Genomic DNA, 26,801 nt, shown 5'->3' with positions numbered 1-26,801 from the left:
AAGGCTCATATCTATATAAAGGGACTGTCCGGCACAGCCGGACGGTCCTTTGAGTTTTCGGAGTACGGAATGAGGGTGATAGGTCTTTCGGGGTGGAGCGGGGCAGGCAAAACGACGCTGCTTGCGCGCCTTATCCCGCATCTGATCGCCGAGGGCTTGCGCGTTTCGACAATGAAGCACGCCCACAGCAATTTTGACGTCGATGTTCCGGGCAAGGACTCGTGGCTGCATCGGCAGGCGGGCGCTACCGAAGTGCTGGTCTCTTCCGGTCGTCGCTGGGCATTGATGCACGAATTGCGCGGCGCGCCGGAAGCTCCCTTGGCCGAACTGCTGGCAAAGATGTCACGCGTGGATTTGCTGATCGTTGAAGGCTTCAAGGCGGACCCGCACCCCAAGATCGAGGTGCATCGTGCAGCGAACGGCAAGCCGCTGATGTTTCCTACAGACCCGACCATTGTCGGTATCGCCGCCGACATCGCCGTGAATACGACGCTGCCGACCGCTCACCTCGATGACATTCCCGGCATCGCCCGCATTATAAAGGCGGCGGCGGTGCGGATAGAGGATGTGTTTGCGCATGAGGCCGCAGGAGCCTGATCGCCGATGGCACAACTCTCGGATGACTGCTTCGCATTCGGCGGCCCCATGATGTCGGTCGATGAAGCTGTCTCGATTATTGGCAGTCGCATTGATGCCGTGACGGATACGGAATGGGTCGATCTGGCCGAGGCGGATGGCCGCATCCTCGCCACCGACATCAAAGCACCGCTGGCGCTGCCGCCATTCACCAATTCAGCGGTCGATGGATATGCGGTGCGCGGCGCGGATCTGCCGCGCGAAACCGAGCAGGCATTTCCGATCTCCGGGCGTATTCAGGCGGGGGCCTCGGCGTCGGCTGCCATTGCCGCTGGTGAAGCGGTCCGCATTTTTACCGGCGCGCCGATGCCCGCTGGCGCCGATACTGTGTTCATGCAGGAGGACGTACGGGTCGACGCGGCAGGCAAAGTCGTTCTGCCGCCGGGTCTCAAAGCTGGCGCCAATGTGCGCCCGGCCGGTGAGGATACTCCTGCTGGGCATTCGGCGCTGCTAGCCGGGCGGCAATTGCGGCCGCAGGACATCGCGCTGATCGCGGCATTCGGGCTAACGCGCATTGAGGTGAAGCGTCGGCTGCGCATTGCCGTGTTTTCGACCGGCAATGAGGTGGTCTCGCCCGGTGCGCCGCGCGGTGCTGCGCAACTCTTCGACTCGAATCGCTTCATGATGACGGCAATGCTGAAGCGGCTTGGTTGCGAGGTCAGCGATCTCGGCATTTTGCGCGATGATCGCACCTCCCTTGCATCAGCGTTGAAAGAAGCCGCTGGCAGTCACGATCTCATCCTCACTTCCGGTGGCGTTTCCACCGGCGAAGAGGATCACGTCAAGGCCGCGGTCGAGAGCGTTGGGACGCTGGTGCTTTGGCGCATGGCGATCAAGCCGGGCCGCCCGGTGGCGATGGGCATCATCGGCGGCACGCCATTTATAGGGCTGCCGGGCAACCCCGTGGCAAGCTTTGTGACTTTCACCTACGTGGTCCGCCCGACAGTTCTGGCGCTGGCTGGCACAATGCAAAAAAGGCCCGTACCGCTGCCGGTGCGCGCTGCCTTTAGTTACAAAAAGAAGATCGGTCGCCGCGAGTACGTGCGGGTCAGTTTACGCAAAGGTGAGGGGGCACTGGAGGCGGTAAAATTTCCGCGCGAAGGCGCGGGCCTTCTCTCATCACTGGTGGACACCGACGGATTGGTCGAACTCGGTGAAGAGGTCACAACGGTTGAGCCCGGCCAGATGGTTGGGTTTCTGGACTATTCAAGTCTGGTCTAGCGCCAGATCAGCCTGGCCCGACCAGGTTGTGGCCGGGGTCGCCGACGCGGGCTCCGCTGGTCGTGAACGCGACATAGCCAGGCTCTTGGAAAGCGTTCAGGATGATTGACGTGCCGGCGGCGGCAATTCCGGCAAACAGCAACGCCGCGATAAATACTCTCATGGCATTCCCCAGCAAATCATTTGTTCCCCATACATTTTGGGCGTCGGAATCGGGCAAAGCAAGCAATCGATTGTCGCGCTCGCGTCGCATGTCTTGGACTCATGGGGGTGAAAATGATGCACTGCAAGAGATGGCTAAGGCACCGGTTGACGATACGCATGGCCTCCGCCATTGAGAGGCATGGCTATGACCAAGCTCGATCTAACGGGGCTTAAATGCCCGCTGCCGGTATTGAAGACGCGAAAGGCGTTGAAAGCGTTGATCGCAGGCGATCGGCTGGAGGTGCATTGCACCGATCCGTTGTCCGTCATCGATATTCCCAATCTGATCCGGGAAACCGGTGATCGCGTTGAGATCATCGAACGCGCCGAACAACGAATCGTGTTCATGATCGAGAAGGCGGATGGAGCATCCGCTTGACCGGCCCGGAAACTTCGCCGGCGTGGCCGGTGGAAATCCGGCTTGCGAAAGACAGGCACTCTCTGACTGTCGCCTTCGATGATGGCAAGGTCTTCAATCTCTCCGCCGAACTGCTGCGCGTGACCAGCCCTTCGGCCGAGGTGCAGGGACATTCCGAAGCGGAGCGAAAAACTGTCGGCGGCAAGCGTAACGTCGCGATTCTATCCGTGGATGCCGTCGGCAACTATGCGGTGCGGATCGGTTTCGACGACATGCACAACACCGGAATTTACTCTTGGGCATTCCTGCATGATCTCGGAACCAATGCCGAAGGTCGCTTTCAAAACTATCTTGATGATCTGGCTGCCAAGCAGCTGGACCGCGACAAGCCCGGAATCCGTTAACGGCCTGCACGTGTCCATAGCCGTGGCGTCGGCCGGCGGTAGCTCCGGAATTCCATTTCATATTGCGCAAAAGGGTAGCAATCGGCGTCATTGCGTAACCTTGGAATAATTCTTGGCATATTGAATGCCAGATACTATCGTCCGGGGTTCGAAGACCTTGGGAAGAGACATTCGAATGCATCATAACGTCCAAAAGGTTCAGCCATTCGAACACCCTGGTGAAGGCCGACGGCGGGCAAAATCGACGCCCAAAGGTCGACAGATTGACCCGCAAGCCGCTGAAGAAATTGAGATTTTGCTCGAAGGTCGCTCCCGGGAGCGCGACCTGCTGATCGAGCACCTCCATCTGATCCAGGACAGGTACAGTCAGATTTCAGCGGCGCATCTGGCAGCGCTTGCCGACTCGATGAAACTGGCTTTCTCGGAGGTGTTCGAAACCGCGACCTTCTACGCGCATTTCGACGTGGTCAAAGAAGGCCAGCCCGATCTTCCGCCGCTGACCATCCGCGTTTGCGATTCTCTCACCTGCGCGATGCTCGGCGCGGAGACGCTGCTGAGTGAGTTGAAGAAGAGCGCTGGCCCCGGCGTGCGTGTCGTGCGCGCGCCTTGCGTCGGGCGCTGCGACACAGCGCCGGCTGCGGAGGTGGGGCATAATTTCGTCGATCATGCGAGCGTTGAGAGCGTTCTGGCCGCGGCGAAAAGCGGCGACACCCACGCGCATCTGCCGAAGTACATCGATTACGACTCCTACGTTGCCAAGGGTGGCTACGCGCTGCTGACGAAGTTGCGCTCCGGTGCGATGACAAAAGAGGATTTGCTGAAGGCGCTCGATGACGCGTCGCTGCGCGGCCTTGGCGGCGCAGGTTTCCCCACCGGCCGCAAGTGGCGCGCCGTGCTTGGCGAGCCGGGGCCTCGCCTGATGGCGATCAACGGCGACGAAGGCGAACCGGGGACTTTCAAGGATCGCTATTATCTCGAAACCGATCCACATCGCTTTATCGAAGGCATGCTGATCGGCGCGCATGTCGTCGAAGCGCCTGATGTCTACATCTATCTGCGCGACGAGTATCCAGCGTCGCGCGAAATCATCGAACGCGAAATCAAGAAACTGCCGCCCGGCGGTCCAAAACTGCATCTGCGCCGTGGTGCAGGCGCGTACATTTGCGGCGAAGAATCCGCACTGCTCGAGAGCATCGAAGGCAAGCGCGGACTGCCGCGCCACAAGCCGCCGTATCCGTTCCAGGTCGGCCTGTTCGGCCTGCCGACCCTGATCAACAACATCGAAACGCTGTGGTGGGTACGCGACATCGTTGAGAAGGGCGGAGACTGGTGGAAATCGCAGGGCCGCAACGAACGTCAGGGCCTACGGAGTTATTCGGTTTCCGGCCGCGTCAAGAATCCCGGCATGAAGCTCGCGCCGGCAGGTGTCACGGTGCGTGAACTGATCGACGAGTTCTGCGGCGGCATGGCCGATGGGCATACGTTTCACGCGTATCTGCCGGGCGGCGCCTCGGGTGGCATCCTGCCGGCGTCGATGGACAACATCCCCCTCGATTTCGGCACGCTGGAAAAGTACGGCTGCTTTATCGGTTCCGCGGCGGTGGTCATCCTGTCCGACAAGGATGAGGTGAAGGATGCTGCGCTAAACCTGATGCGCTTCTTCGAGGATGAGAGTTGTGGCCAGTGTACGCCATGCCGCGTCGGAACGCAGAAGGCGGCGACGCTGATGGAACAGCGCGTGTGGAACCGCGATCTGCTCGATGAATTGAGTCAAGCGATGCGTGATGCATCGATTTGCGGTCTGGGGCAGGCGGCTTCAAACCCGCTGACCACCGTCATCAAATATTTTCCCGAGGAATTTGCGCCCAAGGAAGCCGCAGAATGACCAAGATCCAATTTGAGCTGGACGGGAAAATAGTCGAGGCCCAGCCGGGCGAGTCGATCTGGCAGGTCGCCAAACGTGAAGGGACGGAAATTCCGCACCTGTGTTACTCGCCGGAGCCAGACTATCGCGCCGACGGCAATTGCCGCGTATGCATGATGGAAATTGAAGGCGAGCGTGTGCTTGCCGCCTCCTGCAAGCGTATGCCGAACGTCGGCATGAAGGTGAAGTCCGCGAGTGCGCGCGCGGTTTCCGCCCGCAAGATGGTGATGGAGTTGCTCGTCGCCGACCAGCCGGCACGCGAGACATCGCACGACCCAGACTCCAAGTTCTGGAACTGGGCTGACAAGGTTGAAGTTACCGAAAGCCGTTTCCCGGCCAATGATCGCTGGGCGGGGGACAGCAGCCATCCGGCGATGAGCGTCAATCTCGACGCCTGCATCCAGTGTGGGCTGTGCGTGCGGGCTTGCCGTGAAGTACAGGTCAACGATGTTATCGGCATGGCCTACCGCAACCATGATGCCAAGATTGTGTTCGACTTTGACGACCCGATGGGCGAGTCGACCTGCGTCGCATGTGGCGAATGCGTACAGGCATGTCCGACAGGCGCGCTGATGCCGTCCGCGTATCTCGACGCCAACCAGACCCGCACGGTTTATCCCGACAAGAAGGTGGATTCACTCTGTCCGTTCTGCGGCGTCGGTTGTCAGGTCGAGTATCAGGTCAAGGACGAGAAGATCGTCTATGCCGAGGGACGCGATGGTCCTGCCAACCACAACCGTCTTTGCGTGAAGGGGCGCTTTGGTTTCGACTACATTCATCATCCTCACCGGATCACGAAGCCGCTGGTCCGATTGCCGAATGCCAAGAAGGACGCCAGAGATCAGGTCGATCCGGCTAACCCGTTCACGCACTTCCGCGAAGCGTCGTGGGAAGAAGCTCTCGATATCGCCGCCAAGGGCCTTGCCAAAATTCGCGACACCAAGGGCGTCAAGGCGCTGGCAGGTTTCGGATCGGCAAAGGGCTCTAACGAGGAAGCCTATCTGTTCCAGAAATTGGTCCGCACTGGCTTTGGCTCGAACAACGTGGATCATTGTACGCGACTTTGTCACGCGTCGTCGGTTGCAGCCCTGATGGAGGGCCTGAATTCGGGTGCAGTGTCGGCGCCATTCTCCGCAGCGGCAGACGCGGAAGTGATTATTGTCATTGGGGCCAATCCGACGGTCAATCATCCAGTCGCGGCGACCTATATCAAGAACGCAGCGAAGAAGGGCGCAAAGCTGATCGTCATGGACCCGCGCCGGCAAGCATTGTCCCGCCATGCCACCATGCATCTGCAATTCAAACCCGGTAGCGATGTCGCGATGCTGAACGCGATGCTGCACACGATTGTCACCGAGGGTTTGACCGACGCGCAGTATATCGCCGGCTACACCGAGGGATTCGACGACCTCAAGGAGAAGATCAAGGAATTCCCGCCGGAGAAGATGGAGCCGATCTGCGGTGTTCCCGCCGAGACGTTGCGCGAAGTCGCTCGCATGTATGCGAAGGCGAAGTCGTCGATCATCTTCTGGGGCATGGGCGTTAGCCAGCATGTCCATGGCACAGACAACGCGCGATGCCTGATCGCACTTGCGCTGACCACAGGACAAATCGGACGTCCCGGCACGGGGCTGCACCCGCTACGCGGTCAGAACAATGTGCAAGGCGCATCGGATGCAGGTCTCATCCCCATGTTCCTGCCGGATTATCAGCCGGTGGGCCGTGTTGATCTGCGCAAGCCGTTCGAGAAACTCTGGCATCAGGAGATTGATCCGGTCCGCGGATTGACCGTTGTCGAGATCATGGACGCAATCCATGCAGGTGACATTACCGGCATGTACATTGAGGGTGAGAATCCCGCGATGTCAGACCCCGATTTGCAGCACGCACGCCAGGCCTTGGCTATGCTGGAGCATCTGGTGGTGCAGGATCTCTTTGTGACTGAAACTGCGTTCCACGCCGACGTGATATTGCCGGCATCGGCATTCGCCGAAAAGGAAGGCTCGTTCACCAACACCGATCGTCGCGTGCAGATCGCACGCCAGGTCATCAAACCGCCGGGCGATGCCCGTCAGGATTTGTGGATCATTCAGGAAATCGCCAAGCGTATGGGGCTCGACTGGAATTACAGCGGTCCTGCCGATGTGTTCACCGAGATGACCTATGTGATGCCGTCGCTGAAGAACATCACGTGGGAACGGCTTGAGCGCGAAGGTGCAGTGACATATCCGGTCGACGATCCGTTCAAGGCTGGCAATGAGATCATTTTCACCACCGGCTTCCCGACCGAAAGCGGCCGCGGCAAGATCGTGCCGGCGCGCGTCACGGCGCCGGACGAGATTCCCGACGACGAATATCCGATGGTGCTGTCCACTGGCCGCGTGCTTGAACACTGGCACACCGGTTCGATGACACGCCGGTCTGAAGTGCTCGATAGCATCGAACCCGAGGCCGTCGCTTTCATGTCGCCGAAGGATATGCGGCGCATAAACGTATGGCCGGGCGATTTCATAAAGCTGGAAACCCGACGTGGCGCTATCGAGGTCAAGATTCGGTCCGACCGCGACGTTCCCGAAAACATGGTGTTCATGCCGTTCTGTTACGCGGAGGCGGCAGCGAACCTGCTGACCAATCCCGCGCTTGATCCGTTCGGGAAAATTCCGGAGTTCAAGTTCTGCGCTGTGCGTGTGGAGCGCGCAGAAATTCGCACTGCGGCGGAGTAGGAGGCCGTCGCCTCGTGATGCAAGGCACGGAGGCGGCCTTCGTCACCCGTCTGAACGCATGCCGCGAGGGCAAATAGCGCTGTTCGTGTAACTTGGCGGTTGATCGTACCGTCTGGGCGAGTTCGTGCCGGATCTCGCGGATGCGCCATGCGATATCCGCCGACGACGCGCTTCCCACTCTCCGATTCCACTCCAGTGCTTCGATATAGCGCGGGCGCGTCGGGATGAATTGGACCGCGCGCGGGACTTCACAGTGGTTAAAAAATCCTTCCGCTTAGGTTTTGAGTGGGGAGGTTCAAGTCGAATTTCATAAGACGTATCAATGCGATACGCGAATTAATTCAGCGGTATCCTGTGCTGTCACAGGGTGTCACATGACTGTCATCCAACCTCCATAAAAGCTCTATGCCGGACCTCTAAAGAGACGGCCTCGGGAAGCAATCTCCGATGATTGTGCACCCGCTCACACGATGGAGAGACCCAGTGAATTTCATCAAAACAGCCGTCGTTGCTGGCCTTGTCGCCGCATCGACTTCGGCATTTGCCGCCGACATCACCGGTGCGGGTGCGACGTTCCCGTTCCCGCTCTATTCGAAATGGGCTGACGCCTACAAGAAAGAGACCGGCAATGGCCTGAACTATCAGTCGATCGGTTCCGGCGCCGGCATCAAGCAGATCCAGGCCAAGACCGTAACCTTCGGTGCAAGCGATATGCCGCTCAAGCCTGAGCAACTTGAGAAGGATGGCCTCATTCAGTGGCCTCAGGCGATGGGCGCTTTGGTTCCTGTCGTGAATCTCGAAGGCATCAAGCCGGGCGAGCTGGTGTTCTCGGGCGAACTGCTCGGCGATATCTATCTCGGCAAGGTTAAGACTTGGAATGATCCCGCGATTGCCAAGCTTAATCCGAAGCTGAAGCTGCCGTCCGACGCCATCACCGTGGTCCGCCGTTCGGACGGTTCTGGCACCACGTTTATCTGGACGGATTACCTCTCGAAGGTGAACACTGAGTGGAAAGCAAAAGTAGGCGCTGGAACTGCGGTTGAATGGCCCACGGGCGTTGGCGCCAAGGGTAACGAAGGCGTTGCTGGCAACGTCAGCCAGACCAAGAACTCGATTGGCTACGTCGAGTATGCCTATGCCAAGCAGAACAAGCTGACCTACGGTGGGGTGATCAACAAGGCCGGCAAGACCGTTCAGCCGACCGTTGCGTCGTTCCAGGCGGCCGCCTCCAATGCCGATTGGGTAGGCTCCAAGAATTACTACGTGATCCTGACCGACCAGCCGGGCGAAGCTTCGTGGCCCATCACCGGCGCGACCTTCATCCTCATGTACAAGACTCCGGTCGACAAGGCTGCGTCTGCGGAAGCAATCAAGTTCTTCACTTGGGCGTTCGAGAAGGGCGACAAGCTTGCCGAAGAGCTCGACTACATCCCGATGCCGGATTCTGTGGTCAAGCAGATCGAAAAGACCTGGTCAGCCGACATCAAGAGCTAAGCAAGTGTTCCGGAGGAGAGGCCAGCCTCTCCTCCGGTTTCTTTGACGGCGACCGGCGCCAGACGTGTGTGGCCGGCAGACTTCAACTAGAATGAATGGGACAGGGGACGAGCGTGGCAGAGATGGCCGTTCAGAGCACCTCGATAGAAGAAGCCGGACCTTACGATCGCGCGAAGGCGCTCAGCGCATTCAAATTCGGCGACAAGGCATTCTACTGGACCACTCGGGCCTGCGCGCTCGCGGTTCTTCTCATTCTTGGCGGAATTATTCTTTCCCTCATCGCGGGCGCGTGGCCAGCAATGAAGGAGTATGGATTTGCATTCCTGTGGACGCAGCGCTGGGCGCCGTCCGCGGATCCACCGGTTCTCGGCGCGCTTGGCCCGATCTATGGCACGCTGGTGACGTCGGTGATCGCGATGATGATCGCCATCCCGGTCGGTATCGGCATTGCGATCTTCCTGACCGAGCTTTGTCCGCAGTGGTTGCGCCGTCCGATCGGCCTCGCAGTCGAACTGCTCGCGGGCATTCCATCGATCATCTACGGCATGTGGGGTTTCTTTGTATTGGGGCCCTTTATGGCCGATACGTTCCAGCCCTTCATGATCCGGATGTTTGACGGGGTTCCTGTTCTTGGCTCGATCTTCGCGGGTCCGCCGTCGTATCTCAGCCTGTTCAATGCCGCGCTGATCCTCGCGATCATGGTGCTTCCGTTCATCACCGCGATTTCGGTCGACGTGTTCAAGACGGTGCCGCCGGTGCTGAAGGAAGCCGCCTATGGCGTCGGTTGCACCACATGGGAAGTCGTCCGCAACGTCGTGATCCCTTATACCAAGGTCGGCGTGATCGGCGGCATTATGCTGGCGCTCGGCCGCGCCCTTGGCGAGACGATGGCTGTCACTTTCATCATCGGAAACTCATTCCGGATATCTTCGTCGGTCTTTGCACCCGGCACGACAATTTCAGCGGCTATCGCCAGCGAATTTGCCGAAAGCGATGGCCTTCATCAGTCCGGCCTCATTCTGCTCGGTCTGCTGTTGTTCGTGCTCACGTTCTTCGTGCTGGCGGCTGCGCGGTTGATGCTGATGCGTCTCCAAAACAAGGCGGGGAAATAACATGAACCCGATTTACGCATCCCGCCGCCGCTTCGACGTTGTCATCCGATTCCTGTGCCTCGGCGCCGCAATATTCGGCGTCACTTGGCTTGCGCTGATCCTGTTCACGCTGTTCTATAATGGCTTGGCGGGTCTGCACCTTGGTGTCTTCACCGAGAACACTCCACCTCCAGGTTCAAGTCAGGGGGGATTGCTCAACGCCATTGTCGGCTCGGCCATCATGACGGTGCTCGGCGTCGGCATCGGCGCGCCGATCGGGCTGTTCGCCGGCACGTATCTCGCAGAGTACGGCAAGCACGATCGGTTGACGTCGGTGATCCGCTTCATCAACGATATTTTGTTGAGCGCACCGTCGATCATCATCGGTCTATTTGTCTACGGCGCTATCGTTATCCCGATGGGCGGCTTCTCGGCGCTGGCCGGCACGCTGGCGCTTGCCGTGATCGTGATTCCGGTGGTGGTGCGCACAACCGAGGATATGCTCGGCCTGGTGCCGAACCCGCTGCGTGAAGCAGCGTCCGCGCTTGGCTTGCCGCGTTCATTGGTCATCAAGCGCATCGCTTATCGCGCTGCGCGCGCAGGCCTGATCACCGGCGTCCTGCTGGCGACTGCACGCGTCGCCGGTGAAACCGCACCGTTGCTGTTCACCGCGCTCAGCAACCAGTTCTTCAGCCTAGATCTTACCAAGACGATGGCTAATCTGCCGGTGACCATCAACAACTTCGTCCAGAGCCCATACGAATATTGGAAGCAGCTCGCATGGACCGGGGCTCTGCTGATCACCTTGACCGTACTTGCCCTTAACATTGGCGCGCGCATTCTTGGCGCCGAGAGGACATCGAAATGAGCGAACAGCTTTCAGTGAGTGTTGATCTTCCGCGTGGGCACGTACCGGGAGTTGTCCAAGCGGATGCGCGAGCTAAAGTCACGGCGCGGGATCTGAATTTCTATTATGGCGAGCATCACGCCCTGAAGAACATCAATCTCGTGCTCGGCGAGAACCGGGTCACCGCTTTCATCGGTCCGTCGGGCTGCGGTAAATCGACTTTGCTGCGGATTTTCAACCGCATGTACGACCTCTATCCGGGTCAGAAGGCCGTGGGCCGGCTGATGTTGGACACGACCAACATTCTCGATCCGAAGCTCGATCTCAATCTGTTGCGCGCCCGGATCGGAATGGTGTTCCAGAAGCCGACGCCGTTTCCGATGACGATCTACGAGAACATCGCGTTCGGCATCAGGCTTTATGAGAAGATCTCGAAGTCGGAAATGGACGGTCGCGTCGAGGCCGCGCTGAAAGGCGGAGCGCTGTGGAACGAGGTCAAGGACAAGCTGAATGCCAGCGGTCTCAGTCTGTCGGGCGGGCAGCAGCAACGCCTGTGCATCGCGCGCACCGTTGCGGTTCGCCCTGAGGTGATCCTGTTCGATGAGCCTTGCTCAGCACTTGATCCGATCTCGACCGCGAAGATCGAGGAACTGATCCAGGAGCTGAAGGAAGACTACACGATCGCCATCGTAACGCATAATATGCAGCAGGCGGCGCGTGTGTCGGACAAGACCGCGTTCATGTATCTTGGCGAACTGATCGAGTTCGACGACACCAACAAGATATTCACCTCGCCGACCGATCGGCGCACGCAAGACTACATCACCGGCCGCTTCGGCTGACGCGCATTTCGCGGGAGAAACATACCATGGGTTCAGATCACACCGCCAAGGCGTTCGATGAAGACCTTCAGGAGCTCAATCGGCTTGTCGCCGAGATGGGCGGCCTGGCTGAACGGCAGATCGTCGATTCCGTTGACGCTCTAATCCGGCGCGACGTTGCGCTTGGCAAGCGTGTCGTCGCCGCAGACCTCGACATCGACAAGCTGCAGCATTTGATCGAGGAGCGGGCGGTTCTGACGATTGCGCGCCGTCAGCCGATGGCGGTCGACTTGCGTGAGATCGTCAGCTCCATGCGTGTAGCGACTGATCTCGAGCGCATCGGCGACCTGTCCAAGAATATCGGTAAGCGCGTTGCGGCGCTCGATAGTGATTTTCATCCGCTGAAATTGATCCGCGGCCTGGAGCATATGACCGACCTCGTGCAGTCGCAGGTGAAATCTGTGCTCGATGCCTACGCGGCACATGATCTGCCTGCCGCCATGGTGGTCTGGAAGGGCGACGAGGAAGTCGATGCGATTTGCACCTCGCTGTTCCGTGAACTCCTGACCTACATGATGGAAGATCCGCGCAACATCGGCTTCTGTATCCATTTAATGTTCTGCGCCAAGAACATCGAGCGGATTGGCGATCACGCGACCAATATCGCCGAGACGGTATTCTATATGATCGAAGGCCAGCAGATGATCGATCAGCGCCCGAAGGGCGATATGACGAACTTTGCAGCGGCTGCGTCTGGAAGTTAATATGTCTCAATTGAAGGATCGAGCATGAGCGCCCGAATTCTTGTGGTCGAGGACGAAGAAGCGCTGACCACGCTGCTTCGCTACAACCTTGATGCCGAGGGCTACGACGTCGAAACGGTTGCACGTGGCGACGATGCGGATACACGGCTCAAGGAGCACGTTCCCGATCTCATCGTCCTCGACTGGATGCTTCCGGGCCTGTCCGGGATTGAGCTATGCCGCCGGTTGCGTGCGCGCCCCGAGACCAAGCAGATTCCAATCATCATGCTGACTGCGCGCGGCGAGGAAAGCGAACGGGTGAGAGGACTTGCAACTGGTGCGGACGATTACATCGTGAAACCGTTCTCGGTTCCGGAATTGCTCGCACGCGTGAAGGGCCTTTTGCGGCGTGCCAGTCCTGAGCGCTTGGCCACGGTGCTCGCATTCGGCGACATCGAACTGGATCGGGATAGACGCCGCGTTGCTCGCTCGGGTCGCCCGATCGATCTCGGACCGACCGAATATCGACTGCTTGAATTCTTCCTTGAGCATCCGGGACGCGTGTTCAGCCGCGAGCAGTTGCTCGACGGCGTGTGGGGACGCGACATCTATATCGACGAGCGTACCGTAGACGTCCACATCGGGCGACTGCGGAAGCTTCTGAACCTCGGTCGGGAATCCGATCCGATCCGTACCGTTCGCGGCGCGGGCTACGCGCTCGACGATCGATTTGCCAAGGCGGAATAGCGTCAGGCTGAGAGCCGTCGATTGGCGCGCGAAGATGATCCGTTCTAACGTTCGGACAATTCCATGCGCCCGGCATACCGCGGCAACTCCGCTGACTTGTCCGGTTTGAGGACGCCCATCACAGCACGCGCATGTCCGAGGCTGATGACCGCGATGTCGCGCGAGGGCTGGCCTGCGCGCGGCTGTGCTTTTTCAACAAGAAGCAATCCGCCTTCCTCATAGATCTTGACCGTACCTACACCTGTCCAGAGTGTTTCCCGCGCGTCGTAGAAGCCCTCGACGCTTTCCGATGTGAAGGCGATCTGATCGATGGCGAGTTTGTAACCGAGCCGTTCGAACCGGCTGACGATATCCGCATCGGACATTTTGATGCGTGCGCGGGGTAAGCTCAGTGGATTCCCTCCCTGTCACTACAGAGTCGTCCGTCCCTCGGCTCGGAAGGCTGAAGAATCGCGCCGTTGCGGCGTCGTTATTGACGACAGGTTGAGAGAGACAGGTATCCGCGTAAAGCGCTTTTTCGCGAAGGTGCAGTTTTTTGCATCGCCGCGAGAAAGGATTGAGCATTGGTGCGCTGCACACGCGGCCGACTAGGTCACAAACTTGTGGCGTTGGTGTCTGAAATTCAATGGCACGGTTCGGAAGCTCCATGTTAGCTTTGTCACGGACGAGGATTCAAAGTCGCGTCCACAATGGGCAAGGAGACCAAAATGGCCTGGAAGACCCCTAGGATTGTCGAAGTGCCAGTGGGCATGGAAATCAATATGTACGCCTGCGCGGCACGAAAATAGGCCGCATCTCGCTATCAGGTTCGCAGTAAAGCGATCCGGTTTGCGCCAGGAATTCCTTGAAGGAAGAGGTGTTCCTGTGCGAGGCCGGGTTGTTGGCGTCTGTGGCGTTGAATTCTGCCATCACTAATCCTGTGATTGAATCGAGGGCGGAGTCTGATGCGCGTCGTCGTTCTTGGAGCTGCGGCGGGCGGGGGCGTTCCGCAATGGAATTGCAATTGTGAAATCTGCCGGGCGGCGCGCGATGGGCGCCCGGAACTGCGCGCGACACAGGCTTCCATCGCCATTAGCGCAGACGGGGAGCACTGGTTTCTGGTGAATGCCTCGCCGGACCTGCGTCAGCAGGTGATAGCGACTCCCCAACTTCATCCCAAGACAGATCAGTTGCGGCATAGTCCCATTGCCGGCGTCATTCTGACCAATGGCGAGGTAGATGCTGTAGCCGGGCTGCTATCGCTTCGCGAAGGCTGGCCATTCGCCATCTATGCTCATCAGCGGGTACTCTCCATTCTCAAGTCGAACAGCATCTTCAACGTGCTCGACGAGAAGCGCGTGCGGCGCGAGCCGATCGAGTTTGACGTGGCGTTTGAACCGAAACTTTCCGACGGCTCTCTCTCTGGCCTCGAGGTTCTTCCATTCGCCGTGCCGGGGAAGCGGGCGTGGTATCTTGAAGGCGAAAGCAGCAGCGACGACTCCGGGGATACACTGGGTCTGCGGATTTCCGACAAGCGAAGCGGGGAGCACCTGTATTTTCTCGCTGCCTGCGCTGCGCTCACCCCTGAGTTGAAGCAACGCCTTCAAGGGGCTCCACTGATTTTCTTCGATGGAACGCTGTGGCGTGACGACGAACTGATCGCTGCAGGCCTTGGCGCCAAGACGGGGCAGCGAATGGGCCACATGGCAATGTCCGGCGAGGACGGCGCGATAGCTGCGTTCGCGGACCTCGGCATTGCCCGCAAGATTTTCCTGCATATCAATAATTCAAATCCGGTTTTGCTTCCGGGCTCCGCCGAACGTCAGGCGGCCGAGCGTGCGGGCTGGCAAATTCCTTCGGACGGAGCGGAGATCACCACTTGATCGCGACGAGTGTGTTTGCACTGAAGACCGGAACGCCGCTTGCGACAGCGGACGAACTTGAGACCGCGCTTCGAGGCATCGGCGCCACGCGTTATCACAACCTGCATCCGTTCCACCGGTTGTTGCATGGCGGCAAGCTCAACAAAGGGCAGGTGCAGGCCTGGGCTCTTAATCGCTACTATTATCAAAGTTCCATTCCAATCAAGGATGCGGTGGTGATCTCGCGGTTCCGTGATCGCAACATCAGGCTGGAATGGCGGCACCGCATCGAAGATCACGACGGCGATGTGGACACCGAGGGTGGGATCGAACGCTGGCTGAAGCTGACTGAAGGGCTAGGTCTCGACAGCGCCTACGTCGAATCCGCCGAGGGAATTCTCCCGGCAACGCGCTTTGCTGTGGACGCCTACGTCCATTTTGTCCGCGACCGGACGCCGCTCGAGGCTATTGCGTCGTCTCTGACCGAGTTGTTTGCGCCGAACCTGCACGAAGAGCGCATTTCGGGGATGTTGGCGCATTACGACTTCATCAACCCGAACATCATGAGCTATTTCAAGCGTCGTATGGAGCAGGCACCGCGCGATGCCAATTTCGCCCTCGATTTCGTCAGGAAGCATGCAAAAACGCCGGAAGAACGTGAGGCCGTGTGCAATGCACTGATCTTTAAGACCAACGTGCTCTGGGTCCAGCTCGATGCGCTTTATCACGCCTATGTCGATGGCCACGTTCCGCCGGGCGCTTTTGTGCCGGAGAAGGGCTGATGGCATTGCGAAGCCGGCGGATCGACATAACTGAAGGAAGCCGTCCCGTTCTGGCGCGGCACGCCAAACTGAAATTCGACGAAGCGCGTCAGGTTTGGGTCATTCTGGTGCCTGAGAGGGTGCTTGCACCGGATGAGATTGCGGTAGAAATTTTGCAACTCTGCGATGGCGTCCGTAGTGTCGATCAGATCATCGACGTGCTGGCCGCGAAGTATGCCGCTGATCGTGGCCTGATCGGCACCGATGTCATTGCCATGCTGCGGGATCTCGCCGAAAAAGGCTTTCTCGCCGAGGCACAGGACACCAAATCATGAGTCCGACGCTGACCGATGCTTCTCCTGTTCGCGCCGATCCCGCCGACGGATTGGCGGTGCTGGAGGCGCGCAAGTCGCAGGCGGAAACCTTTGGCATTCCACTGGCGGTCCTGGCGGAACTCACGCATCGTTGTCCGCTGCAATGTCCATACTGTTCGAATCCACTGGAGCTTGAGCGCAGCGGCGCAGAGCTCACCACGGCTGAGTGGAAGCGCGTGCTGAGCGAACTCGCCGAAATCGGCGTACTCCAGATTCACTTTTCCGGCGGGGAGCCCACGGCGCGCAAGGATCTCGTTGAGATCGTTCAGCACTCCACAGATTCCGGACTGTATTCAAACCTCATCACCTCTGCCGTGCTGCTGAGCAAGGACAAACTCGCCGCTTTGGCCGATGCGGGGCTTTGTCACATCCAGATCAGTTTTCAGGGTAGTGAGGAGGGTGTTGCCGACCGCGTCGCCGGATTGAAGCATGCCCATGCGAAGAAGATCGAGGTTGCACGCTGGGCTCGTGAGCTTGGTCTGCCGCTGACGGTGAACGCGGTGATGCACCGTCAGAACCTGTTTCAGCTCGCGGACATCATTCAGATGGCTGTCGATCTCGATGCCGACAGGCTCGAAGTCGCCAATGTCCAGTATTACGGCTGGGCGCTGAAGAACCGCGCGTCGCTGATGCCCACGATGGATCAGATCGACGAGACCTCCCGCATCGTTGAAGAGGCGCAGGTGCGGCTGAAAGGCATTCTCGCCATCGACTACGTCGTACCGGACTACTATGCGTTGCGTCCCAAGAAATGCATGGGCGGCTGGGGAAGGCAGTTCTTCAACATCTCGCCGTCAGGCAAGATCCTGCCGTGCCATGCGGCGGAAACGATCACGGGTCTGACATTCGAGTCGGTGCGGGATCATCCGATCGCATGGATCTGGCAGAACTCTGAAGCGTTCAACCGTTATCGCGGAACCGGCTGGATGCCGGAGCCGTGTCAAAGTTGCGCGTACAAGGAGGTCGATTATGGCGGCTGCCGCTGTCAGGCCTTTGCACTGACCGGGAATGCGGCCAACACCGATCCGGCCTGCGCGCTCTCTCCCATGCACGAACAGATATTCAAAACGGCGATGAGCGAGGCTGCCGGTGACAATCGGCGTTTCATCTATCGCAATTTCGCCGGCGGCACGCTCGAGGCAGACACGCATGGGGCCTGACGCCGCTGACACCGCGACCTCAAGCAAGCGAGCAGATCGCTTTGCGCCGCTCTCCGTGCAGCACATGGCGGTTGGCGACGGCCACGAGATTTATGTTGAGACGGTCGGTTGTCCGGACGGCATTCCTGCGGTTTATCTGCATGGCGGGCCCGGCAGCGGCTGCCAGCCCGATCATCGGCGATTGTTCGACCCACAGCGGTTTCATGCGGTGCTATTCGATCAGCGCGGCGCGGGCAGGAGCCGCCCCAAGGGATCGCGCGAAGCCAACACGCTACCGCATCTGATTTCAGACATGGAAGTCATCCGCGAGAGCCTCGGGTTCGAGCAATGGCTTGTCGTCGGCGGTTCGTGGGGGGCGACCCTGGCACTAGCCTATGCACAAGCTCAACCGCAACGCGTCAGCGGCATTGTTCTGCGCGCGACGTTTCTCGGGACGGGCGATGAGCTGGAAGGCGCATTTCTCGACACCCTGCCGCGTCTCTACCCGGACCTGAACGATGATTTTCTCGATCTGCTTCTTCTGGAGGAGCGCGCACAACCGCTTCACGCCTATTGGCGGCGTATTCTCGATCCCGACCCCGCGGTTCATGGACCTGCATCCCGCGCCTGGCACGATACCGAGCGCGTTTTGTCCGATCACAAACCATCAAAAAGTCGGCTTGATCTTGCCGCGGTCAACAATGTCGAGCGCGGGCTTCCATCGACGCCGTTCATGGAGGCTCACTACTTCCAGAACGGTTGCTTCCTGAAACCCGGACAACTTTTGGCGAATGCCGGACAGTTAAAAGGGATTCCCGGCCTGATCGTGCAGGGGCGTTACGATCTGCTTTGTCCACCCTCGACCGCGCATGCATTGCTGAAGGCCTGGCCAGACGCCACCTTGCGAATGGTCGAGGCCGCTGGCCATTCGCTATATGATCCCGGTGTGAGGGACGCGGTGATTGCAGCTATCAATGAACTTTCGCGCGCATAGACCTGAGTATCGCGGTTTTCTGCGCGAATTCAGTTTGGCAGCGTGACGTCGACCGTCAGCGCTGAATACCATGCCGCGAGATCGGCGATGTCCGCATCGGACAGCGGCTTCGCAACCACATTCATGGTCTCGTCCTTGCGTTCCTCGGAGCGGAAGGACTTCATTTGCTTTTCCAGATACATCGCGGGGGAACCAGCGATATTGGGTGCCATCGGCATTTTGGAAATGCCGTCGATGCCGTGACAGGCTGCGCACATCTGAGCCTTTTTACGTCCGGCCTTTACGTCGGCAGCATGAGCCGTGCCCATCAAGGAACCCAGGAGGCCGAGGGTGAAAAGGCTGACAAATACGCGCGCGATCATTTTCTTTTTTCCGTTTTGGTTGGTCACGCGATGTGTTCATGATGATCCGCCGCGAGCAGGCTATGACCTGTCTCGCGGCAGTTGATGTTCAATCCGGTGCCTATTTTCCGTCGTAGGTGATCCGATACAACGCGCCGGCCAGATCGTCGGACACCAGCATCGAGCCATCTCGCAGCGTGGCAATATCGACAGGCCGTCCCGTGTACTCGCCATCCGGGGTCAACCAACCGGACGCAAAGACTTCCGTTTTGTCGGCGCTGCCATCGGGCTTAAGCGAAGTGAACATTACCCGTGCGCCGATCGGATCAGTGCGATTCCATGATCCATGCTGGGCCGAGAAAATGCCGCCGCGATACTTGGCCGGGAAAGATTTGCCGTTATAGAACGTCATGCCGAGGTCGGCCGCATGGGCGTCCATCTCGACTTCCGGATACACGACGTTGGCCGGCGGCGTGTCAGCCTTGTACTCGACGGTCCGGACCTTGCCGCCGCCGAAATAGGGGAAGCCAAAGTTCTGGCCGATTTGGGTAGCGCGGTTCAGCTCGCCGGGCGGGATGTTATCGCCCATGCCGTCGACCTGATTGTCAGTGAACCAGAGCTGGTTGTTCTTCGGGTTGAAATCCATACCGACCGAATTGCGGACGCCTTGGGCGTAAACTTCTTTGTTCTTGCCATCCTGATCGACGCGGATGATGCCGCCGATGCCATGTTTCGCGTAGCCTTCGAGCTTGTCCTTCGCCGGCACGTTGAACGGCTGCCCGAGAGAGACATAGATCTTGTTGTCCGCGCCGACACGGCAGACGCGAGCGGTGTGATTGAAGCTTTCATCGTCCTTGGGGATCAGTTCGCCCTGCGGAACGACCACCGCGACAGCGATATCAGGGCTTTCATAGAAGAATTCGGCGGCAGGGAAATTGAGAATACGATTTTGTTCAGCGACGAAGAGGAACCCGTCCTTGGAGAAGCAGACGCCGTTCGGGATGGTGAAACTGACGGACGGCGCGAACTCTTTCACTTCCTCCGCGAAACCAGCCTTGCCGCGATCGGTGACGGCGTAGACCTTGCTCTTTCGCGTGCCGACGAACGTCACGACACCTTGCGGTCCGACGGCGATATGCCGCGCATCGGGAACGAGCGCATAAAGACTGATTTTGAAGCCTGGCGGCAGTTTGATCTTGGCGAGATTGGCCTTGATCGCATCGACCTTGCGGCCTGTCTGCGGAACGGTTGGAATTTCAGTGACGCCGGTCTTCTGGAAATTGCCGAGCTTGTCCAGATTGTTGTTGGGGGCTTGAGCCGATGCAGAAATTGCCGATGCGCACAAAAACGCAGCGGCTGCGGCTGAAGTCAGGGCGTGATTTTTGAAAGCGTAAAACATGATTTATCCTCCCGGTGGGGTCTGATTTTTGGCGTTTTACGGGCGAGAGCCTATCGCGTCATTGCCGTTAAGCAAGGTGATGCGCTTCAGAAGTTTTTCTGGCGGCGCAGCATTTCGTCGCGATGGTATCGCGCGAATGTGATTTGTGATGGAGGCAAGACTCTACGCCGGTCGAGCCGGGATCACGCCAAGACTCCAATGTCGTGCGGATCAGTTTTTGCGATACCTGCCGGCTGACGCGCGTCTTTATCAAGGCAGATTATGTGTGACACCAACGACCTCGCCATCCTCTTTGACAAACGAGGCGACGGGATTTGGCAGCAGTTCAAGCACCAGTTCCGAAGGACGGCAGAGGCGCACGCCTTTGGGCGTCACAACGATAGGTCGGTTGATGAGGATCGGGTGCGCCATCATCGCATCCAGCAACTGGTCGTCGGTCAAGGTCGGGTCGGAAAGGCCGAGCGCTGCGAACGGTGTGCCTTTTTCACGGAGCAGAGCGCGCACCGGAATGTTCATGTCTTTGATCAGAGCGACCAGTTGGTCGCGGGAAGGCGGTGTATCGAGATACTCGATGACGGTTGGCTTTTCGCCGCTCTGCCGGATCATCGCAAGCGTGTTCCGCGATGTTCCGCAAGCAGGGTTGTGATAGATGGTGACAGTCATGACGTTGTATCCGGTTTCGATTTCCCAAATGCCGCAGCAAGGTCGGTGACCTGCTCCGGCGTCAGTGTTCGCGGGTTCATGCCACGGGTCATCAGATAGAGCTTTGCCGTTTCCTCAAGCTCTTCCGTGGCGAAGACGGCAGCTTCGAGCGTATCGCCGGAAACCACCGGACCATGATTGGATAGCAGCACGCAGGAGTATTTTCCGGCGAGCCCGCGGATCGCATCGGCGACCGCCGCATCGCCCGGACGGTAGTAGGGCAGCAACGCCGTCGCGCCACAACGCATCATGTAATAGGGTGTCAGCGGCGGCAGCGCTGCCTTCGGGTCGATCTCCGGAAGCATGGATACGGCGACACAATGCGCACAGTGCAGGTGCACAACAGCCCTTGCGCCGCGTCTGGTTTCATAAAGTGCCGAATGCAGGGGGATCTCCTTGGTCGGCGCATCCCCTGACAGCAGGTGCCCGGATCCGTCCAGCCGCGAAAGACGCGCGGGTTCGAGGAAGCCGAGCGAGGCGTTGGTCGGTGTGACCAGCCAGCCGCCGTCGTCAAGGCGGACACTGATGTTTCCCGAAGACCCCGGGGTCAGGCCTCGTTCGAACAGCGAGCGGCCGAACTGGCAGATTTGATCGCGAAGTCTTGTTTCCGTCATGGGGCGCCTTTCGGGTCGCGTTTTCTCACGGTTTTACGCGTGGCTCAAATGCCATTTTGGACGGGCCGCTAGCCATGCTACCAAACCTCTAACCGCTCGACGCCAACGTACGAGCAAGCAACAAAATGAGGAAATATGTCCGTCAAAGTGGGGCGCGTCGGAGTCGTCGGTCTCGGGTCGATGGGCTTTGGCATGGCGCTGTCGCTCAAACGTGCTGGCTTCGACGTCACGGGTTGCGATGTCGCACCTGAAGTCATTGCGCGGCTTGTCGCTGAGGGCGGACAGGGCGCTGCGTCACCGGCGGAAGCGGCGAAGGACGCCGATGCCGTGGTCAGCGTCGTCGTCAACGCGATGCAGACCGAAACCATTCTGTTCGGCGCTCAAGGCGTGGCCGAAACACTGCCGAAAGGTGCGGTTTTCATATCGTCCGCGACTATGGATCCGGACGTTGCCCGGCGGTTGGCCCGGCAGCTTGAGGTGAGCGGCAGGCATTATCTCGATGCCCCGATCAGCGGAGGCGCGCAGCGCGCCGCGCAGGGTGAACTGACCATTCTCGCTTCGGGCAGCCAGGCTGCATTCGCCAAGGCACGGCCCGCGCTCGACGCGATGTCGGCGAAACTCTACGAACTGGGCGATCAGCCGGGGCAGGGCGCGGCGTTCAAGATGATCAATCAGCTTCTCGCTGGCGTGCATATCGCCGCCGCCAGCGAGGCTATGGCCTTCGCGGCGAAGCAGGGTCTCGACATCGCCAAGGTTTATGAGGTGATCACGGCATCCGCCGGTAACTCGTGGATGTTCGAGAACCGGATGCCGCATGTGCTGGACGGCGACTACACGCCGCGCAGTGCGGTCGATATCTTCGTCAAGGACCTCGGTATTATTCAGGATATGGCGCGAACGGCAAAGTTCCCCGTTCCGGTATCGGCAGCGGCCTTGCAGATGTTTCTGATGACGTCCGCTGCCGGCATGGGCCGCGATGACGACGCATCGGTTGCGCGGATGTATGCGCGTGTGACCGGAACGAAGCTGCCCGGCGATTAGAGACTCCGAATATATTCAAGAAAACTGGAAACGCCTGATGCCTCGCTTTGCCGCCAATCTCAGCATGATGTTCAATGAAGTGCCGTTTCTCGATCGCTTCGATGCGGCGGCGAAGGCCGGGTTCACGGCGGTAGAGTTTTTGTTTCCCTACGAGCATTCGCCTGATGATGTTGGTGATCGGCTTCACCGCAACGGCCTCACTCAGGCGCTGTTCAACCTGTTTCCCGGCGACTGGAACAAGGGTGAGCGAGGGTTCGCGGCATTGCCGGATCGCTTCGCCGATGTTCAGGCCAGCGTCAAGCAGGCTCTTCCTTACGTCAAAGCGACAGGCGTCAAACGCCTGCATTTGATGGCGGGCATTGCGGACCGCCGCGATCCGAAAGCGGTCGATGCGTTTTGCCGCTCGGTGGTATGGACCGCCGAGGCGCTGGCCAAGGAAAACATCGATCTGATGCTGGAGCCGATCAATCCGCGGGATGTGCCCGGATACTTCCTGAACGATTTTGACTTTGCAGCGGGTGTGATCGACGACTTGAGAATCTCGAATCTGAAATTGCAGTTCGACATATATCACCGGCAGATCGTTCATGGCGACGTGACCATGGCATTACGCAAGATGATGCCGATGATTGGACATATTCAGATCGCCAGCGTGCCATCAAGGAATGAACCGGCGGGCGAGGAATTGAATTATCCGTTTCTGTTCGATGAACTCGACCAGCTGGGTTACGACGGCTTCGTTGGTTGCGAGTATCGGCCGAAGGGAAATACGGTCGACGGACTCGGCTGGTTCGCGCCGTATGCCGCGAAAACAGGAGCGCACGCGTGACGTTAGCGCTGGGCTGTATTGCCGACGACTATACTGGCGCGTCCGATCTCGCCAACATGTTGACTCGTTGCGGGTTGCGCACGGTGCAGACCATTGGCGTCCCAAACGATGCGCTGGCGCTGCCCGAAGTCGATGCCGTGGTGGTTTCGCTGAAAAGCCGCTCCATTGAGGCGTCGCAGGCAGTGGCGCGCTCGCGCGAGGCCGACAAATGGCTGCGTGCCCGCGGTGCGTCCCATGTCCTTTTCAAGATCTGCTCGACGTTCGATTCAACCGATGCCGGAAATATCGGGCCGGTGATGGATGCGTTGCGTGCGGACTCGGGTGACGACATCGTGCTGGTGACGCCGGCGTTTCCGGGAACGGGGCGCACGGTCTATCAGGGCAATCTGTTTGTCGGCAGCGTCCCACTCAATGAAAGCCCGCTGAAGGATCATCCGCTCAACCCGATGCACGATTCCAATCTGGTACGGGTACTGGCGCGGCAGAGCAAATCCAGGGTCGGTCTCGCTGATCTCGCGACCGTCGCGAAGGGGGCTGACGCGATCCGTGCACGCCTCGCTGAACTGGCGAAGCAAGGGATCGGCGCTGCCGTTGTCGATGCGGTGTTTGACCCCGAACTTGAAATCATCGGTCAGGTTGCTCTCGATCATCGGCTGTCGGTCGGTGCATCCGGAATGGGGCTTGGCCTCGCGCGAGGATTGATCGCGTCAGGCAAGGTCAAGCCGGCTTCCTCGGGCGCGGATCAGAAGGCGATTTGCGGACCCGTCGCTTGTCTCGCCGGGAGTTGCTCGCAGGCGACGCTGGCGCAGATCGCTCAGGCGGAAAAATCGATGCCGGTGCTGCGGCTCGATCCCGAACGGATCGTTGGCGGTGGATCGGAGGCGGAGCGGGCACTGGAATGGGCACGCGCAAATATCGACAAGGGGCCGGTGCTGATTGCCAGCAGTTCGACGCCCGATCAGGTTTCAGCGCTTCAAGCCAAACACGGGCGCGATGCGGCCGGTCACGCTATCGAGCAAACGATGGCGGCGATCAGCGAGGGACTTGTCGCTGCCGGTGTGCACCGTCTGGTTATTGCGGGCGGCGAGACATCGGGTTCCGTGGTGGATCGCCTCGGCATCCCGGCGTTTCTGGTTGGACCGGAAATCGCCGCTGGCGTTCCGGTCCTTCGTTGTGTCGGCTGGGGTAGGGGCGAAGCTGTGATGGCGCTGAAGTCCGGCAATTTCGGCGGCCTGGACTTTTTCAACGACGCCATCCGCCTGATGCCGTGATCTGTCGTTATCCTTCCTTGAAGCCATATTCCAGATGGTTGCCGCTCGCGCCATAGTATTTGAACGGCAGGAATTTCCCCGACATCGTGATCTGCACGCGGTCGCCTTTCGGATTGGCAAGGCGCTCCATCGCCATATCGAAGTCGATTGCGGACATGATGCCGTCGCCGAATTCCTCTTCGATCAGCGCTTTCCACGCCGGGCCATTCACCATCACAAGTTCATAGAGACGATAGATCAGCGGGTCGGTTGGTGGCATCTGGATGCCTTCGCCGCGCATCGGAACTTCGTTGATCATCGCTTGTTCGACCTTGGAGAGCCCGAACAGCTTTGCGGCGTTCTCCGCCTGCGGCTTTGTGAGCTTCATCTGACCGAGGATTGCGCCCACCACCAGAACTTCGGAATGTCCACCGATCTGTTCGCAGATATGCTTCCACGTCCAGCCCTTCTCGCGCTTGATGTCGAGCAGCTTTTCGGTGAGGTCGGATCGCTTCATAGTCTAGTCTCCTTGAGGTTATCGGCTTATCGCGCGCTGGCCTGTCCGGCCTGCGGCTTTTGAAAGGACTCGGTCGTGTTGACGATCGCAGGCTCGGCGAACCCGGGACGAACCGTTGGTACATTGCGAGGATCGTGATCCTTATTGGTTTCCACGAACGTTTTGCTACGGGTCACCAGGAAGTCGATGATGTGGTTGCGCAGCGCGTAGTAGTGCGGGTGTCTGTGCAGATCGATCCTGCCGCGGTCCTTCGGCAGCGGGTTTTCCAGAACTTCCGCCAGCACTGCGCCCGGACCGTTGGTCATCAGAAAGATATTGTCGGCGAGATAGATTGCCTCGTCGACATCGTGTGTGATCATAAAAGCGGTCTGGCCGGTCTCCAGACAGATGCGGCGGACTTCGTCCTGCAATGTGCCGCGTGTCAGTGCGTCCAGTGCGGAGAACGGCTCGTCCATCAGCATGATCTTGGGCGTGATCGAGAGCGCGCGTGCAATGCCGACGCGCTGTTTCATGCCGCCGGACAGTTCCGACGGGCGCTTGTGCTCCGAGCCGGTCAGGCCGACAATGTCGATGAACTTCTGTGCGTGGGCACGGACGCGTGCCTTGTCCCATTTGCGCCATTTCGATGTGACGGCGTATGCGACGTTGCCCATCACCGTGCGCCACGGCAACAGCGCGTGGCTCTGGAAGATCACGGCGCGGTCGAGGCTGGTGCCTTCGATCGCCTGTCCGTCGACGATCACCGCGCCTTCGCTTGGTTCATCGAGCCCGGCGAGGATGTTCAGGACGGTGGTCTTGCCACAGCCGGAATGGCCGATGATGCAACCGAACTCGCCCCGAGGCATCGACAGCCACAGGTCTTCGAAAATCGTCGTCATACCGCCGGACTGCGCGGGATAGCGCTTGGCGATGCCTTCGATTGAGATGAATTTGTCGGTCATCGCCTCACTCCGGGAACGTGACCATGCGCGTGAACCGCGCAAGGATTTGATCGAGGATCATGCCGACGAGGCCGATGACGAAGATGGCGATGATGACGTTGGTGATGGACAGGTTGTTCCATTCGTTCCAGACGAAGTAGCCAATGCCGGTGCCGCCCACGAGCATTTCGGCGGCGACGATCACGAGCCATGCGATGCCGATGGAGATGCGCATGCCGGTGAGGATCGTCGGCGCAGCAGCGGGCAGGATCACCGTGAAGGCGCGGCGGACATTACCCACCTCAAGCGTGCGGGCGACGTTGATCCATTCCTTGCGCACGGCGGACACGCCGAACGCGGTGTTCATCAGCATCGGCCAGACCGAGCAGATGAAGATCACGAAGATCGCCGAAAGGCTGGAATCCTTGATGGTGTAGAGTGCAAGTGGCATCCAGGCCAGCGGCGAGATGGGTTTCAAAATCTGAATGAACGGATCAAGCGCCTTGCTGAGCAGTGGCGACATCCCGATCAGGAATCCAAGCGGGATCGCGACAGCGACGGCGAGCAGGTACCCGATCGCAACACGGGCGATGGAGTAGGCGAGCTGGATACCCAGCCCCTTGTCGTTTGGCCCATTGTCGTAAAACGGCTGCTTGATGTGCTCCCAGAGCTTCGCACCAACATCGAGCGGGCCTGGCATTGCCGACTTGCCCTGCGTGGCATTCAGTCCCATCAGCTTGGCATATTCCGGATTCATCGCGGCGACAGATCCGGTGCTGCGCGTGGCGAGATGCCACGCGCCGATGAAGACCAGGAATATCGCGACTGATACGATAGCCGCACGAAACCTCAAGGACGCTGACATC

General features: G+C 59.2%; 31 protein-coding genes. 21 read left to right on the top strand and 10 right to left on the bottom strand.

The window, feature by feature from the left end:
- Nucleotides 1-69: 69 nt before the first annotated feature.
- On the top strand, nucleotides 70-597 hold the full coding sequence (gene mobB / locus HNQ36_RS01460; RefSeq protein WP_184082179.1) for a molybdopterin-guanine dinucleotide biosynthesis protein B: 528 nt from the start codon (nucleotides 70-72) through the stop codon (nucleotides 595-597).
- 6 nt (nucleotides 598-603) lie between these two features.
- On the top strand, nucleotides 604-1,857 hold the full coding sequence (locus HNQ36_RS01455; protein WP_184082178.1) for a molybdopterin molybdotransferase MoeA: 1,254 nt from the start codon (nucleotides 604-606) through the stop codon (nucleotides 1,855-1,857).
- A 7-nt stretch (nucleotides 1,858-1,864) separates the two neighbouring features.
- Here the strand turns inward: HNQ36_RS01455 and HNQ36_RS01450 are convergent, their stop codons facing one another.
- On the bottom strand, nucleotides 1,865-2,110 hold the full coding sequence (locus HNQ36_RS01450) for a hypothetical protein (RefSeq protein ID WP_184082797.1): 246 nt from the start codon (nucleotides 2,108-2,110) through the stop codon (nucleotides 1,865-1,867).
- Between the two features lie 90 nt (nucleotides 2,111-2,200).
- Here HNQ36_RS01450 and HNQ36_RS01445 point away from each other — a divergent pair, with 90 nt between their 5' ends.
- The 10 genes from HNQ36_RS01445 (at nucleotide 2,201) to phoB (ending at nucleotide 13,213) form a co-directional block, all read left to right on the top strand.
- A complete protein-coding gene (locus HNQ36_RS01445) occupies nucleotides 2,201-2,440 on the top strand; it encodes a sulfurtransferase TusA family protein (protein ID WP_184082177.1) in 240 nt (79 codons plus the stop codon).
- Nucleotides 2,437-2,823: a gamma-butyrobetaine hydroxylase family protein gene (locus tag HNQ36_RS01440; RefSeq protein ID WP_184082176.1), complete on the top strand. Its 387-nt coding sequence runs from the start codon at nucleotides 2,437-2,439 to the stop codon at nucleotides 2,821-2,823. The genes HNQ36_RS01445 and HNQ36_RS01440 overlap by 4 nt, the downstream gene beginning before the upstream one ends.
- Nucleotides 2,824-2,998: 175 nt before the next feature.
- Nucleotides 2,999-4,708 carry an NADH-ubiquinone oxidoreductase-F iron-sulfur binding region domain-containing protein gene (locus tag HNQ36_RS01435; RefSeq protein WP_184082175.1) on the top strand — a complete coding sequence of 570 codons (1,710 nt, stop codon included), beginning with the start codon at nucleotides 2,999-3,001 and terminating at the stop codon, nucleotides 4,706-4,708.
- Nucleotides 4,705-7,470, top strand: coding sequence for a formate dehydrogenase subunit alpha (fdhF, locus tag HNQ36_RS01430; protein ID WP_184082174.1), 2,766 nt, complete (start codon nucleotides 4,705-4,707; stop codon nucleotides 7,468-7,470). The genes HNQ36_RS01435 and fdhF overlap by 4 nt, the downstream gene beginning before the upstream one ends.
- A gap of 483 nt (nucleotides 7,471-7,953) precedes the next feature.
- Nucleotides 7,954-8,964 (top strand): phosphate ABC transporter substrate-binding protein PstS, encoded by a 1,011-nt coding sequence (gene pstS, locus HNQ36_RS01425; protein WP_184082173.1) that lies wholly within the window; start codon nucleotides 7,954-7,956, stop codon nucleotides 8,962-8,964.
- Nucleotides 8,965-9,086: 122 nt separating this feature from the next.
- Nucleotides 9,087-10,076, top strand: coding sequence for a phosphate ABC transporter permease subunit PstC (gene pstC / locus HNQ36_RS01420; protein ID WP_184082753.1), 990 nt, complete (start codon nucleotides 9,087-9,089; stop codon nucleotides 10,074-10,076).
- A 1-nt stretch (nucleotide 10,077) separates the two neighbouring features.
- Nucleotides 10,078-10,923, top strand: a complete 846-nt coding sequence (pstA, locus tag HNQ36_RS01415; RefSeq protein ID WP_184082172.1) for a phosphate ABC transporter permease PstA — start codon at nucleotides 10,078-10,080, stop codon at nucleotides 10,921-10,923.
- The gene (gene pstB, locus HNQ36_RS01410; protein WP_184082171.1) at nucleotides 10,920-11,744 is read left to right on the top strand and encodes a phosphate ABC transporter ATP-binding protein PstB; all 825 of its coding nucleotides are present in this window, start codon (nucleotides 10,920-10,922) and stop codon (nucleotides 11,742-11,744) included. The genes pstA and pstB overlap by 4 nt, the downstream gene beginning before the upstream one ends.
- A 26-nt stretch (nucleotides 11,745-11,770) precedes the next feature.
- On the top strand, nucleotides 11,771-12,487 hold the full coding sequence (phoU, locus tag HNQ36_RS01405) for a phosphate signaling complex protein PhoU (protein ID WP_184082170.1): 717 nt from the start codon (nucleotides 11,771-11,773) through the stop codon (nucleotides 12,485-12,487).
- Nucleotides 12,488-12,511: 24 nt separating this feature from the next.
- The gene (phoB, locus tag HNQ36_RS01400) at nucleotides 12,512-13,213 is read left to right on the top strand and encodes a phosphate regulon transcriptional regulator PhoB (protein ID WP_046830036.1); all 702 of its coding nucleotides are present in this window, start codon (nucleotides 12,512-12,514) and stop codon (nucleotides 13,211-13,213) included.
- Nucleotides 13,214-13,257: 44 nt separating this feature from the next.
- Here the strand turns inward: phoB and HNQ36_RS01395 are convergent, their stop codons facing one another.
- Nucleotides 13,258-13,578: a hypothetical protein gene (locus tag HNQ36_RS01395; RefSeq protein ID WP_184082169.1), complete on the bottom strand. Its 321-nt coding sequence runs from the start codon at nucleotides 13,576-13,578 to the stop codon at nucleotides 13,258-13,260.
- Nucleotides 13,579-13,920: 342 nt separating this feature from the next.
- On the opposite strand from HNQ36_RS01395, the gene pqqA reads away from it, so the two are divergent.
- A complete protein-coding gene (gene pqqA, locus HNQ36_RS01390; protein ID WP_040426128.1) occupies nucleotides 13,921-14,001 on the top strand; it encodes a pyrroloquinoline quinone precursor peptide PqqA in 81 nt (26 codons plus the stop codon).
- Here pqqA and HNQ36_RS01385 read toward each other — a convergent pair.
- Nucleotides 13,970-14,122, bottom strand: coding sequence for a hypothetical protein (locus HNQ36_RS01385; RefSeq protein ID WP_184082796.1), 153 nt, complete (start codon nucleotides 14,120-14,122; stop codon nucleotides 13,970-13,972). The two genes, pqqA and HNQ36_RS01385, sit on opposite strands and share 32 nt — an antisense overlap.
- Nucleotides 14,123-14,154: 32 nt before the next feature.
- On the opposite strand from HNQ36_RS01385, the gene pqqB reads away from it, so the two are divergent.
- From pqqB to pip, 5 genes are read left to right on the top strand one after another with little or no spacing between them, the layout of a single operon-like run.
- On the top strand, nucleotides 14,155-15,075 hold the full coding sequence (gene pqqB, locus HNQ36_RS01380; RefSeq protein WP_184082752.1) for a pyrroloquinoline quinone biosynthesis protein PqqB: 921 nt from the start codon (nucleotides 14,155-14,157) through the stop codon (nucleotides 15,073-15,075).
- On the top strand, nucleotides 15,072-15,836 hold the full coding sequence (gene pqqC / locus HNQ36_RS01375; RefSeq protein WP_184082168.1) for a pyrroloquinoline-quinone synthase PqqC: 765 nt from the start codon (nucleotides 15,072-15,074) through the stop codon (nucleotides 15,834-15,836). Before pqqB ends, pqqC begins: the two co-directional genes overlap by 4 nt.
- Nucleotides 15,837-15,841: 5 nt before the next feature.
- Nucleotides 15,842-16,150 carry a pyrroloquinoline quinone biosynthesis peptide chaperone PqqD gene (gene pqqD / locus HNQ36_RS01370; protein WP_184082751.1) on the top strand — a complete coding sequence of 103 codons (309 nt, stop codon included), beginning with the start codon at nucleotides 15,842-15,844 and terminating at the stop codon, nucleotides 16,148-16,150.
- Entirely contained in the window at nucleotides 16,147-17,349 is a 1,203-nt protein-coding gene (pqqE, locus tag HNQ36_RS01365) for a pyrroloquinoline quinone biosynthesis protein PqqE (RefSeq protein WP_184082167.1), read from the top strand. Before pqqD ends, pqqE begins: the two co-directional genes overlap by 4 nt.
- Complete coding sequence (gene pip / locus HNQ36_RS01360) at nucleotides 17,339-18,322, top strand: prolyl aminopeptidase (protein ID WP_184082166.1); 984 nt, start codon at nucleotides 17,339-17,341, stop codon at nucleotides 18,320-18,322. The genes pqqE and pip overlap by 11 nt, the downstream gene beginning before the upstream one ends.
- A gap of 29 nt (nucleotides 18,323-18,351) precedes the next feature.
- On the opposite strand, the gene HNQ36_RS01355 is transcribed toward pip, so the two are convergent.
- The 4 genes from HNQ36_RS01355 to otnC form a co-directional block, all read right to left on the bottom strand.
- The gene (locus HNQ36_RS01355) at nucleotides 18,352-18,684 is read right to left on the bottom strand and encodes a c-type cytochrome (RefSeq protein WP_184082165.1); all 333 of its coding nucleotides are present in this window, start codon (nucleotides 18,682-18,684) and stop codon (nucleotides 18,352-18,354) included.
- A 100-nt stretch (nucleotides 18,685-18,784) separates the two neighbouring features.
- Nucleotides 18,785-20,062, bottom strand: a complete 1,278-nt coding sequence (locus tag HNQ36_RS01350; RefSeq protein WP_184082164.1) for a PQQ-dependent sugar dehydrogenase — start codon at nucleotides 20,060-20,062, stop codon at nucleotides 18,785-18,787.
- A gap of 249 nt (nucleotides 20,063-20,311) precedes the next feature.
- Nucleotides 20,312-20,725 carry an arsenate reductase (glutaredoxin) gene (gene arsC / locus HNQ36_RS01345; protein ID WP_184082163.1) on the bottom strand — a complete coding sequence of 138 codons (414 nt, stop codon included), beginning with the start codon at nucleotides 20,723-20,725 and terminating at the stop codon, nucleotides 20,312-20,314.
- Nucleotides 20,722-21,378, bottom strand: a complete 657-nt coding sequence (gene otnC, locus HNQ36_RS01340) for a 3-oxo-tetronate 4-phosphate decarboxylase (RefSeq protein WP_184082162.1) — start codon at nucleotides 21,376-21,378, stop codon at nucleotides 20,722-20,724. Before otnC ends, arsC begins: the two co-directional genes overlap by 4 nt.
- Nucleotides 21,379-21,513: 135 nt before the next feature.
- Here otnC and ltnD point away from each other — a divergent pair, with 135 nt between their 5' ends.
- Genes ltnD through otnK form a run of 3 tightly spaced genes read left to right on the top strand, consistent with a single transcriptional unit; the run spans nucleotide 21,514 to nucleotide 24,519 of the window.
- Nucleotides 21,514-22,419 carry an L-threonate dehydrogenase gene (gene ltnD / locus HNQ36_RS01335; RefSeq protein WP_184082161.1) on the top strand — a complete coding sequence of 302 codons (906 nt, stop codon included), beginning with the start codon at nucleotides 21,514-21,516 and terminating at the stop codon, nucleotides 22,417-22,419.
- A gap of 37 nt (nucleotides 22,420-22,456) precedes the next feature.
- The gene (otnI, locus tag HNQ36_RS01330) at nucleotides 22,457-23,248 is read left to right on the top strand and encodes a 2-oxo-tetronate isomerase (RefSeq protein ID WP_184082160.1); all 792 of its coding nucleotides are present in this window, start codon (nucleotides 22,457-22,459) and stop codon (nucleotides 23,246-23,248) included.
- Nucleotides 23,245-24,519: a 3-oxo-tetronate kinase gene (otnK, locus tag HNQ36_RS01325; RefSeq protein ID WP_184082159.1), complete on the top strand. Its 1,275-nt coding sequence runs from the start codon at nucleotides 23,245-23,247 to the stop codon at nucleotides 24,517-24,519. The genes otnI and otnK overlap by 4 nt, the downstream gene beginning before the upstream one ends.
- Nucleotides 24,520-24,526: 7 nt before the next feature.
- On the opposite strand, the gene cynS is transcribed toward otnK, so the two are convergent.
- Genes cynS through ntrB form a run of 3 tightly spaced genes read right to left on the bottom strand, consistent with a single transcriptional unit; the run spans nucleotide 24,527 to nucleotide 26,800 of the window.
- Nucleotides 24,527-25,015, bottom strand: coding sequence for a cyanase (cynS, locus tag HNQ36_RS01320; protein ID WP_184082158.1), 489 nt, complete (start codon nucleotides 25,013-25,015; stop codon nucleotides 24,527-24,529).
- Between the two features lie 26 nt (nucleotides 25,016-25,041).
- The gene (locus HNQ36_RS01315) at nucleotides 25,042-25,956 is read right to left on the bottom strand and encodes an ABC transporter ATP-binding protein (RefSeq protein ID WP_184082157.1); all 915 of its coding nucleotides are present in this window, start codon (nucleotides 25,954-25,956) and stop codon (nucleotides 25,042-25,044) included.
- A gap of 4 nt (nucleotides 25,957-25,960) precedes the next feature.
- Nucleotides 25,961-26,800, bottom strand: a complete 840-nt coding sequence (ntrB, locus tag HNQ36_RS01310; protein ID WP_184082156.1) for a nitrate ABC transporter permease — start codon at nucleotides 26,798-26,800, stop codon at nucleotides 25,961-25,963.
- Nucleotide 26,801 lies beyond the last annotated feature (1 nt).

Source organism: Afipia massiliensis, assembly GCF_014203115.1.
GTDB classification, from domain to species: domain Bacteria; phylum Pseudomonadota; class Alphaproteobacteria; order Rhizobiales; family Xanthobacteraceae; genus Afipia; species Afipia massiliensis.
Note: the sequence above shows the minus strand (reverse complement) of the source record. Positions and strands in the feature narration are given on the sequence as shown.

Bases quoted from the DNA above. Each gene is read 5' to 3' on its own strand.
- mobB (WP_184082179.1), top strand. From the start codon at position 70: ATGAGGGTGATAGGTCTTTCGGGGTGGAGCGGGGCAGGCAAAACGACG.
- HNQ36_RS01455 (WP_184082178.1), top strand. From the start codon at position 604: ATGGCACAACTCTCGGATGACTGCTTCGCATTCGGCGGCCCCATGATG.
- HNQ36_RS01450 (WP_184082797.1), bottom strand. From the start codon at position 2,110: ATGCGACGCGAGCGCGACAATCGATTGCTTGCTTTGCCCGATTCCGAC.
- HNQ36_RS01445 (WP_184082177.1), top strand. From the start codon at position 2,201: ATGGCTATGACCAAGCTCGATCTAACGGGGCTTAAATGCCCGCTGCCG.
- HNQ36_RS01435 (WP_184082175.1), top strand. From the start codon at position 2,999: ATGCATCATAACGTCCAAAAGGTTCAGCCATTCGAACACCCTGGTGAA.
- fdhF (WP_184082174.1), top strand. From the start codon at position 4,705: ATGACCAAGATCCAATTTGAGCTGGACGGGAAAATAGTCGAGGCCCAG.
- pstC (WP_184082753.1), top strand. From the start codon at position 9,087: ATGGCCGTTCAGAGCACCTCGATAGAAGAAGCCGGACCTTACGATCGC.
- pstA (WP_184082172.1), top strand. From the start codon at position 10,078: ATGAACCCGATTTACGCATCCCGCCGCCGCTTCGACGTTGTCATCCGA.
- pstB (WP_184082171.1), top strand. From the start codon at position 10,920: ATGAGCGAACAGCTTTCAGTGAGTGTTGATCTTCCGCGTGGGCACGTA.
- phoU (WP_184082170.1), top strand. From the start codon at position 11,771: ATGGGTTCAGATCACACCGCCAAGGCGTTCGATGAAGACCTTCAGGAG.
- phoB (WP_046830036.1), top strand. From the start codon at position 12,512: ATGAGCGCCCGAATTCTTGTGGTCGAGGACGAAGAAGCGCTGACCACG.
- HNQ36_RS01395 (WP_184082169.1), bottom strand. From the start codon at position 13,578: ATGTCCGATGCGGATATCGTCAGCCGGTTCGAACGGCTCGGTTACAAA.
- pqqA (WP_040426128.1), top strand. From the start codon at position 13,921: ATGGCCTGGAAGACCCCTAGGATTGTCGAAGTGCCAGTGGGCATGGAA.
- HNQ36_RS01385 (WP_184082796.1), bottom strand. From the start codon at position 14,122: ATGGCAGAATTCAACGCCACAGACGCCAACAACCCGGCCTCGCACAGG.
- pqqE (WP_184082167.1), top strand. From the start codon at position 16,147: ATGAGTCCGACGCTGACCGATGCTTCTCCTGTTCGCGCCGATCCCGCC.
- pip (WP_184082166.1), top strand. From the start codon at position 17,339: ATGGGGCCTGACGCCGCTGACACCGCGACCTCAAGCAAGCGAGCAGAT.
- HNQ36_RS01355 (WP_184082165.1), bottom strand. From the start codon at position 18,684: ATGATCGCGCGCGTATTTGTCAGCCTTTTCACCCTCGGCCTCCTGGGT.
- HNQ36_RS01350 (WP_184082164.1), bottom strand. From the start codon at position 20,062: ATGTTTTACGCTTTCAAAAATCACGCCCTGACTTCAGCCGCAGCCGCT.
- arsC (WP_184082163.1), bottom strand. From the start codon at position 20,725: ATGACTGTCACCATCTATCACAACCCTGCTTGCGGAACATCGCGGAAC.
- otnC (WP_184082162.1), bottom strand. From the start codon at position 21,378: ATGACGGAAACAAGACTTCGCGATCAAATCTGCCAGTTCGGCCGCTCG.
- ltnD (WP_184082161.1), top strand. From the start codon at position 21,514: ATGTCCGTCAAAGTGGGGCGCGTCGGAGTCGTCGGTCTCGGGTCGATG.
- otnI (WP_184082160.1), top strand. From the start codon at position 22,457: ATGCCTCGCTTTGCCGCCAATCTCAGCATGATGTTCAATGAAGTGCCG.
- cynS (WP_184082158.1), bottom strand. From the start codon at position 25,015: ATGAAGCGATCCGACCTCACCGAAAAGCTGCTCGACATCAAGCGCGAG.
- HNQ36_RS01315 (WP_184082157.1), bottom strand. From the start codon at position 25,956: ATGACCGACAAATTCATCTCAATCGAAGGCATCGCCAAGCGCTATCCC.
- ntrB (WP_184082156.1), bottom strand. From the start codon at position 26,800: ATGTCAGCGTCCTTGAGGTTTCGTGCGGCTATCGTATCAGTCGCGATA.